Annotated in this window: 7 protein-coding genes; 5 read left to right on the top strand and 2 right to left on the bottom strand. The window is 68.3% G+C overall.

Annotated elements, in window-relative coordinates:
* Nucleotides 1-83: 83 nt before the first annotated feature.
* Nucleotides 84-1,652: a replication initiator gene (locus ABTW87_RS29935; RefSeq protein WP_350654757.1), complete on the bottom strand. Its 1,569-nt coding sequence runs from the start codon at nucleotides 1,650-1,652 to the stop codon at nucleotides 84-86.
* Between the two features lie 1,142 nt (nucleotides 1,653-2,794).
* On the opposite strand from ABTW87_RS29935, the gene ABTW87_RS29930 reads away from it, so the two are divergent.
* Nucleotides 2,795-3,274: a hypothetical protein gene (locus ABTW87_RS29930; protein ID WP_350654756.1), complete on the top strand. Its 480-nt coding sequence runs from the start codon at nucleotides 2,795-2,797 to the stop codon at nucleotides 3,272-3,274.
* Between the two features lie 202 nt (nucleotides 3,275-3,476).
* Here the strand turns inward: ABTW87_RS29930 and ABTW87_RS29925 are convergent, their stop codons facing one another.
* Nucleotides 3,477-4,181 carry a hypothetical protein gene (locus tag ABTW87_RS29925; RefSeq protein WP_350654755.1) on the bottom strand — a complete coding sequence of 235 codons (705 nt, stop codon included), beginning with the start codon at nucleotides 4,179-4,181 and terminating at the stop codon, nucleotides 3,477-3,479.
* 309 nt (nucleotides 4,182-4,490) lie between these two features.
* Between ABTW87_RS29925 and ABTW87_RS29920 the strand changes: the two genes are divergently transcribed.
* The 4 genes from ABTW87_RS29920 to ABTW87_RS29905 all read left to right on the top strand — a co-directional run bounded on the left by ABTW87_RS29920 (nucleotide 4,491) and on the right by ABTW87_RS29905 (nucleotide 6,763).
* Complete coding sequence (locus ABTW87_RS29920; protein ID WP_350654753.1) at nucleotides 4,491-5,687, top strand: helix-turn-helix domain-containing protein; 1,197 nt, start codon at nucleotides 4,491-4,493, stop codon at nucleotides 5,685-5,687.
* Between the two features lie 182 nt (nucleotides 5,688-5,869).
* Nucleotides 5,870-6,034: a hypothetical protein gene (locus ABTW87_RS29915; RefSeq protein ID WP_350654752.1), complete on the top strand. Its 165-nt coding sequence runs from the start codon at nucleotides 5,870-5,872 to the stop codon at nucleotides 6,032-6,034.
* 16 nt (nucleotides 6,035-6,050) lie between these two features.
* Nucleotides 6,051-6,437 (top strand): hypothetical protein, encoded by a 387-nt coding sequence (locus ABTW87_RS30315; protein WP_502891671.1) that lies wholly within the window; start codon nucleotides 6,051-6,053, stop codon nucleotides 6,435-6,437.
* The gene (locus tag ABTW87_RS29905) at nucleotides 6,434-6,763 is read left to right on the top strand and encodes a hypothetical protein (RefSeq protein ID WP_350654748.1); all 330 of its coding nucleotides are present in this window, start codon (nucleotides 6,434-6,436) and stop codon (nucleotides 6,761-6,763) included. The genes ABTW87_RS30315 and ABTW87_RS29905 overlap by 4 nt, the downstream gene beginning before the upstream one ends.
* Nucleotides 6,764-6,796 lie beyond the last annotated feature (33 nt).

The raw sequence follows: 6,796 nt of genomic DNA, 5'->3' as shown, positions 1-6,796 counted from the left end.
CGACGCGTCAACGTCCTGCACGCCATCCTGCGCACCCGACAGCCCTACCAACTTGATCACGCTCTCGCGGCTTGACTCAGTCATTAGGCTGCGGCTCCGGTGAGCCAGGCTTCGTGGGCGAGTTCTTCGCGGCCGATGCGTCTGCTCTCGCGTCGCTGCTGGGCGGCGGTGTTGGCGAGCAGGGCGTCGCCGTCGGTGAGCCAGCCGGCCCCGATGTAGGTGAGGGTGCCGACGGTGATCGTGTCGGCGGGTTCGTCGTCTTCGGTGCGGCGATGGGTAGCGCGGGTGTCGCGGAGCAGGCGGAAGGTGACGGAGTAGCGGCGGGCTTTGGTGAGGAAGTGGCCGCCGAAGCCGAGCATGTGCGCCCAGCGCCGCAGCCCGGCGTAGGCGTTGGGTTTGGCGTCAAGGCTGCCTTGACGGCCGTCGGTGGTTGTGGCGCCGCTGGTCGTGAGGTCGTGGGTGGGGCGGCCGAGCCGCCAGCAGGCGTCGATGAGACGTGGGAGGTGGTCGCCTTCGGGGTCGGCGTAGTCGTCGATGATGGCCGGGGTGAGCCGGGTGAAGGAGTGGCCGGTGGCTTCGGTGGCCTTGGTGGCGTACTTGGCGAGGTAGGCGGCCACCTTGCCGTCGGTCAGCTCGCCGCTGGCGGTGTTGATGCGGCGGACGTCGACCTGCTCGCCCCAGGCAATCAGCCAGCCTTGCGGCCGGTCGGGGTGCGGGGGTGTGGTGACGGTGATCTGCGAGGCGGCGGCGTAGAGGGCTGTCTCCAGGTCGTTGACAGTGATGCCGGCCGGCGGCGGCACGAAAGCGTGGGGGTCGTCCGGGTCGATGCCGTCGAGGCGCAGCAGGACGTGGAAGTGCACGGCTGCGCGGCGTTGCATCTCGGCGACCTTGCCGTGGGACACCCGCACGGGCGGCACCCAGCGGACCCTGCCGGAGGCGGTGACGACTCGGACGAGGGGGATGCCGCGTCGGCGGCAGAGGGCGGCGAGGTGGCGTTCGATGGCCTGCTTGGTGCGCCGCCACAGCTCCCCGGAGAAGTAGTTCCAGACGACCTGGTGGGCGTGGTCGTAGCAGTCCAGGCACAACGGCTGCCCGAGCCGCGGATCGTCGGCGTCGTGACGGGCGAAGCACGCTGCGGGCTGCCCGTGTGGGCAGGTGCCGGCGGTGCTCCGGGCGCGGCAGGGAGCCGAACGGCAGTCGCAGCGCTGCCGGGTGGCGCAGGTATGGCGGGGGACGTGCCGGTGGTGGACCGCGCCGAAGGACGGCGCGGTGAAGGTGGCGAAGACGACCGGGTGCCGGCCGACCGAGGCGGGAACGCCCTTGCCGCCGGTCAGGCCGCAGCGCACCACCTGGTAGGCGTCTCCGGCGTAGACCCAGGCGCAGTCCGGGCACCGTGCTTCGCGGCGGTTGCCGCACGCCTTGTAAAGCGCCCCGTCGGGCAGCTCGTCGGTGTGCTGCTCGCCCAGAACCCGGCCGGTGTCGCGCTCGACAGCGGCGAGGGTGCCGGTGAGGCGGATCGGGCGGGCGCAGCCGCCGGCGGGTCGGATGTGCTCCAGCCAGCCGGAGAACGCGGGCATGGCGGCGCGGTGCAGGACTTGGGCGTCACGGCCGGCGGCGACGCCGGGCCGGTACAGGTCGAGCGGGGTGGACAGGACTTCCTCCTCAACAGGTGGCAGGGACGGGAGACGAAGCACCACCAGCCGTGGCCGTCTGTCCGCTGGTGGTGTTCGTCGTGTCTCCTGGCACCGCCGGGAGGGCGGCTCAGGCCGGAGGGCGGAGTCGTGGTCGTGCCACGTTCCGCCGATGGGTCATGTCCTTTCGCGCTCGTCGAGCCGATGAGTGGGGCCGGCACGGGTGGGGAGCCTGGGATGTCGGCATCCGGCGGGTTGCCGCAGGCTGGCCCCACCCGTGGAGGTGAGTGAATCCGGGCCATCGTGGACGGCATAAGGCCGTGCTGGGCCGCTCAGCGGATTCAGGGAACCGGCGCAGCGGCCGGTGCGATCGAGAGTCGGTGGGACGTGGCCCGCATCAGCGGCAGGAATGCCGCTCGGCATCTCCGACATCGAGTCCAGCGATCCGGCAGAACGGCCGCGCTGGCGTGCTCGACGAGCGCCAGAGTAGCACCGGGTGCCGACACGTCAACCCGCCGTGAGTCCGCCAACGGAGGCGAACCGGCCGGCTGCCGGCGGCGTGGGAGGACTTTCTGTACATCCATCAAGGCGGCCCGAGACGGGCCGCAAGCGCCGCCGATTGGGCGTCATGACCGCCCGGCCGGGGGATGGCCGGGCGGTCATGCCCATTGCCCATCGGCTGGCGCGGAACAGCGGAAAGCCCGGGGCCGCCGCAGACGGTAGCGCCGAGGGTGGTTCAAGTTGGTGGGCCGGCAGCCGGCCGGGCCGCGCCCCGAGCGGCGCGGCGCAGCGAAGGGCACGCCGGGTCCGCGCGGCGGGTCGCGGCGGCGAGCTCGTCGCCGTCACTGCGCCTCCGGCGGGGGCGCAACGACTCCGAGATGGCAGGGGGTCCGTCGGCGGGCCGCGGTCCGTGGGTGGTTGCGCAGGGCCATCCCGTCTGCCCTCGACCCGGGCAAGCCGAGCAGACCACCGCCCGGCCCGCCAGCGTCCGTACGTGCGTCAAGGCCGTCTTGACGTGGCGGGCCAGGCGGCGGCCCGCTCCCTAAAGGGCGGGTCGGCGGCAGACGGGATGATGATTCAGCGCAAGCGGATATCAGACAATCTCGGGGCTGTATTCCTTCGATAGCCTCGGCATCTGCATGGCGATAAATCAAGGAGCCGAAATGAACTCATGGGTCGCCGCGACCAGCGGATTGGCGGGTGTGCTAATCGGACTGGTCGGCAAGTACCTCGCGGATCTTAAGGTCGGTCAACGGGCGAGGTTATTTGATGAAAAAGTAAAAGCCGCCTTACGCTTTCTTGACGCAGTTGAGGAATACAGCGAAACCATTACTAACCTTTACGCTGCAAAATTCGGAGTAAAGGTTGCCGCTATGAGAGTTGAAGTAGCACTTGCCAAGGAAGAGGCAATACGGGAAGCCGACCGGAATGAGGTCATCAAATACGAGGCAACAAGGGAAGCGTTCAAGGCTGCAAGGCAGGCAGAAACCGCGCTAGTCCTTCTGATTCCCGCCGCCAAAGATCCAGTAGTCGCATATCTTACATGCGCTGTCAGGCACGCGTGGAAAGAGGCGGAGTATTCAGATGTCACATCGGCCCGAGAGGCCGCTCAAGACGCCATCCGCCGTGCATTAGGGATGTAAACGCGTGGACCCTCTGCCTGTAAGAGCGTCTACCCTCTGATGGGGTGATCGGGGCACACAGGGAGCACAAGTCACCGTCAAACGTCGCCAACCAACCACCAGCGATGGGTAGCTGTGACGTGATGCGAGCAGGTGTCACGCACCGCTCCCGCTGGTGGTGAGGCAGCAACTAAGAGCTCCGCTTCGACATGTGAATCATCTATTACTCGGCACCCTCGATCATTTGTAGTCCGAGCCGTTCCAGAGTCTCGTCATACGGGTGGTGGGGAACCTTGAATGGCGGCACGTACCGGTATAGGTCGGGGTTGGCCAACTCATCCGGGAGTCGTAACGGGTAGTCCCACCCCACTCGCCTCCATCTACGTCCGGACGGATCTGTGAACTCCAAGGTGACCCGAAGTTGATTAGGCGTATAAGGTCCACCGCAGCTGATGTGCATGATGTGATAGTCGTAGGGGAGGGACCGAAATTCCGCGTCTTCCGAGCCGCCAGGCTTGATGAAGTGAATTAGACGTCTGATGGGGGTGCCGGGAATGCGGACGACCACATCGAAGACGAATGAATTACTGTGATTCTGAACTGAGATGTGTAGGTCGGCTTCGTCTTCACCGCCTTCAACCGCGGATGTGAAGTCTCCGGTCTCGGCGATGACAAGGCGGGCGAGCGATGCGTCAGAGTCTCGCTGTCGGGTTTCGCGCTCCCGTTGTTCAGCAGCGAACTCACGCCTCTCTTGCGCGTATCTCCGCGCCTCGACCCGCCGGCCATGAACCTCGACAGTCAGCAATGAAGCCGCACCGATCACCGCGAGAATAGAGCCGAGTCCGCCCAGGATGGAGCCGAAGGCAGACCATTGGTCGGCGGTGAACGCCAGGTGGGCACTATGTATCCACATGAGGAGATGAACCACGCTCGCCATGATGGCAGGGATGGGCGACATCGACGCCGGCCGGCACAGCGTTCAGGGGGCGCTTGGCAAGATCCGGAACCTGCGCGGAATGATCAAGCGCGCCGTTCGGGAACCGTCGGATGTACGCCCTGGTAGAACGAGGGTTGTTCCAGCAGGCGCTACACCCTTCCTAAACCGTGTGTCGCGGGGCTGGCGGCAGCAACGAGTCGGCACCGTGGCATCCGGCGGAAGCGAGTACCGTCGACTGTGGCGGCCCGCCGGAGTAGCGGCCGGCGGCCCGCCGCCCAGACCGCTACCTGGGAGACGACGATGACAGACCCGACGACCTTCGGTGCGCGCCTACGCGCTCATCGCGAACGCGCAGGAAAGACCCGCCCGGTTCTCGGAGGGTTGGTCGGCCGCAGTGCTGAGTGGGTCAAGGCCCTGGAGACCGGCCGGCTTCTCCCGCCCCGCCTGCCCATGCTGCTTCGCTTGGCTGAGGTCTTGGACATCTCCGACCTGGCGGATCTGACCGGCGATCAGTCGCTGCCGGTGGCGTCGGTGACCCGTGCCGGTCACCCCGATGTCGACAACGTCGCCGCCGCGATGCAGCGCTCCGCCGTGCCGGTCGGCGACCCGACGCCGGCCGACGTGCTGCGAGGCCTCGTCGACCAGGCGTGGGCGCTGTGGCATCGATCGACCGCTGAGCGGACGGCGGTCGCCGCGGTGCTTCCCGGACTGCTTGTGGATGCCCAGCGTAGTGCTCGCCGGCTGGACGGGCTGGCACGCCGGCAGGCGCTCGTCGAGTTGGCGCGCGTCTACCACCTCGCGCAGTTGTACCTGGCCCATCAGCCGTATCCGGAACTGGTGTGGCTCGCCGCTGACCGGGCGATGCTCGCCGCCCAGGACGCCGACGACCCTGCCGCGATCGCGGTAGCCGCCTGGTACTACGCCCACGTCTACCGAGGAGCGAACCAGATCGACGCCGCCGAGCACGTGCTCGTCGACACTGCCGACGTGATCGACCCGACTGCCGGGGGTGAGCAGTTGGCCCGGTGGGGGCAGGCGCAGCTCGGCATCGCGCTGGGGCACAGCAAGGCAGGCCGCGCCGGACAGGCATGGCGTGCGTGGGACGCCGCCGACCAGGCGGCGAGCCGGCTCGGCAGCGGGTACGCCCACCCATGGCTGATGTTCGGTCCGGCCGCCTGTGCGGCGTACGCGGTCACTATCGAGACCGACCTCTGCCGACCCGGTGAGGCGGTCCGGCGGGCCGACACCATGGACTATCGTGCGCTGCCGTCGTGTACCCGTCGGGCCGCCGCCCTGATCGAGGCCGCCCGGGCCCATGTGCTGCGCCGAGGCGAGGTGGCGGCGGTGCATCTGCTCGGGCGGGCGTTGCGGGAGAGCGTGGATACGGTGCGGCACAATCCGTACGCCCGCACTGCCGCCCTGGAGCTGTCGAACCGGCCCGGAACCGTTGGGGAGGACGCACGGGAACTCGCCCTTGCGATCGGGGTAGTGGGGTAGCGCTCCCTCGGGTACAAACTCTCCCCGCCGCCGCCCGTGACCGCTCGTAGCGTCCAGGTCACGGACGGCGGCGGTGCTCTACTCCGGCTCGACACCCGATAGAGCTGACGGAACGTCGCCGCCGTCTTCCGATGCTCGACGGAGAGGCGGAGCACGTGGCGGTCTGGTCCAAGCTGTGCAGGGTGGCACGATCGATGCTCCGGCGGCAGGAGCCGCCGTCATCGCCGACCATCGGGGAGCGGTACCAGGCCACTGAGCAGGCGGAGGCGCAGCGGCGGCTGCTCGACCAGGCGCAGCGGCTGCGGCACTGCGAGCATCCAGCCCACGGAACCAGGGGCGACGGGTGAGCCGAGCGCAGGCCGGCTGGCTCGGCAGGCCGGTTCCAGGCAGGCGGCCAGTTCCGTACGACGAATACCTGCTTGCGACCGCCCTGACTCTTGCCCGGCGGCATCGGCCGGTCTGGTCCTGGCGCAAGTGGCGGCGGATCTGCCGCTGTGGAGCCGACCTGCCCTGCCATGCCCGGCACCGCATACCGATCGACCGTGGCCACTGGCCGAGAGAGGAGGCGCAGTGAAAGAAGGTCAGGAGCAGGCGATCCTCGCGGCACACGTCCAAATGCCCGATGGCCTCTGCGCCGGATGCCGGGTGTGGTGGTCGCGGCTGACTCCGTACCCGTGCTGGCAGGTCGAGTGGGCGACCAGCCGGCAGGCCCGGACGATCACCGTTCGCTTCCTGGAGGGTGTGCGGTGACCGTCCACGGCCCGGTCATGCCGATTTGGAGCTGCGGAGGCTGTGGCCTTCCGTGGCCCTGCCCGACGCGGCGGCGGGAGCTCCGCGCGGAGTACGCGGATGCTCCGGTGTCGCTGGCCCTCTATCTCGGCTCCTACCTCGTTCAGGCCGCCGAGGACATGCCCTGGACGCCGGCCGGCGTGCTGCACCGCCGCTTCCTCGGCTGGGTCAGGGCGGCCGACCCGTCGACGCCAGCAGTACAGCAGCGAAGTACAGCAACCGTGCCAGCCGAGGGTTGCGTCCACGGAAGTGGTGTACGACTTGCCCGTGATGGGCGTGTTGCGTAGATAAGAGACGGCCATCGCGTCGATCCTTCAAGA

This window comes from Micromonospora sp. NPDC126480 (assembly GCF_040302465.1).
In the GTDB taxonomy this organism is placed as follows: Bacteria; Actinomycetota; Actinomycetes; order Mycobacteriales; family Micromonosporaceae; genus Micromonospora.
Note: the sequence above shows the minus strand (reverse complement) of the source record. Positions and strands in the feature narration are given on the sequence as shown.

Excerpts from the sequence above, each read along its gene's own strand:
- ABTW87_RS29920 (WP_350654753.1), top strand. The coding sequence starts at position 4,491 with ATGACAGACCCGACGACCTTCGGTGCGCGCCTACGCGCTCATCGCGAA.
- ABTW87_RS29930 (WP_350654756.1), top strand. The coding sequence starts at position 2,795 with ATGAACTCATGGGTCGCCGCGACCAGCGGATTGGCGGGTGTGCTAATC.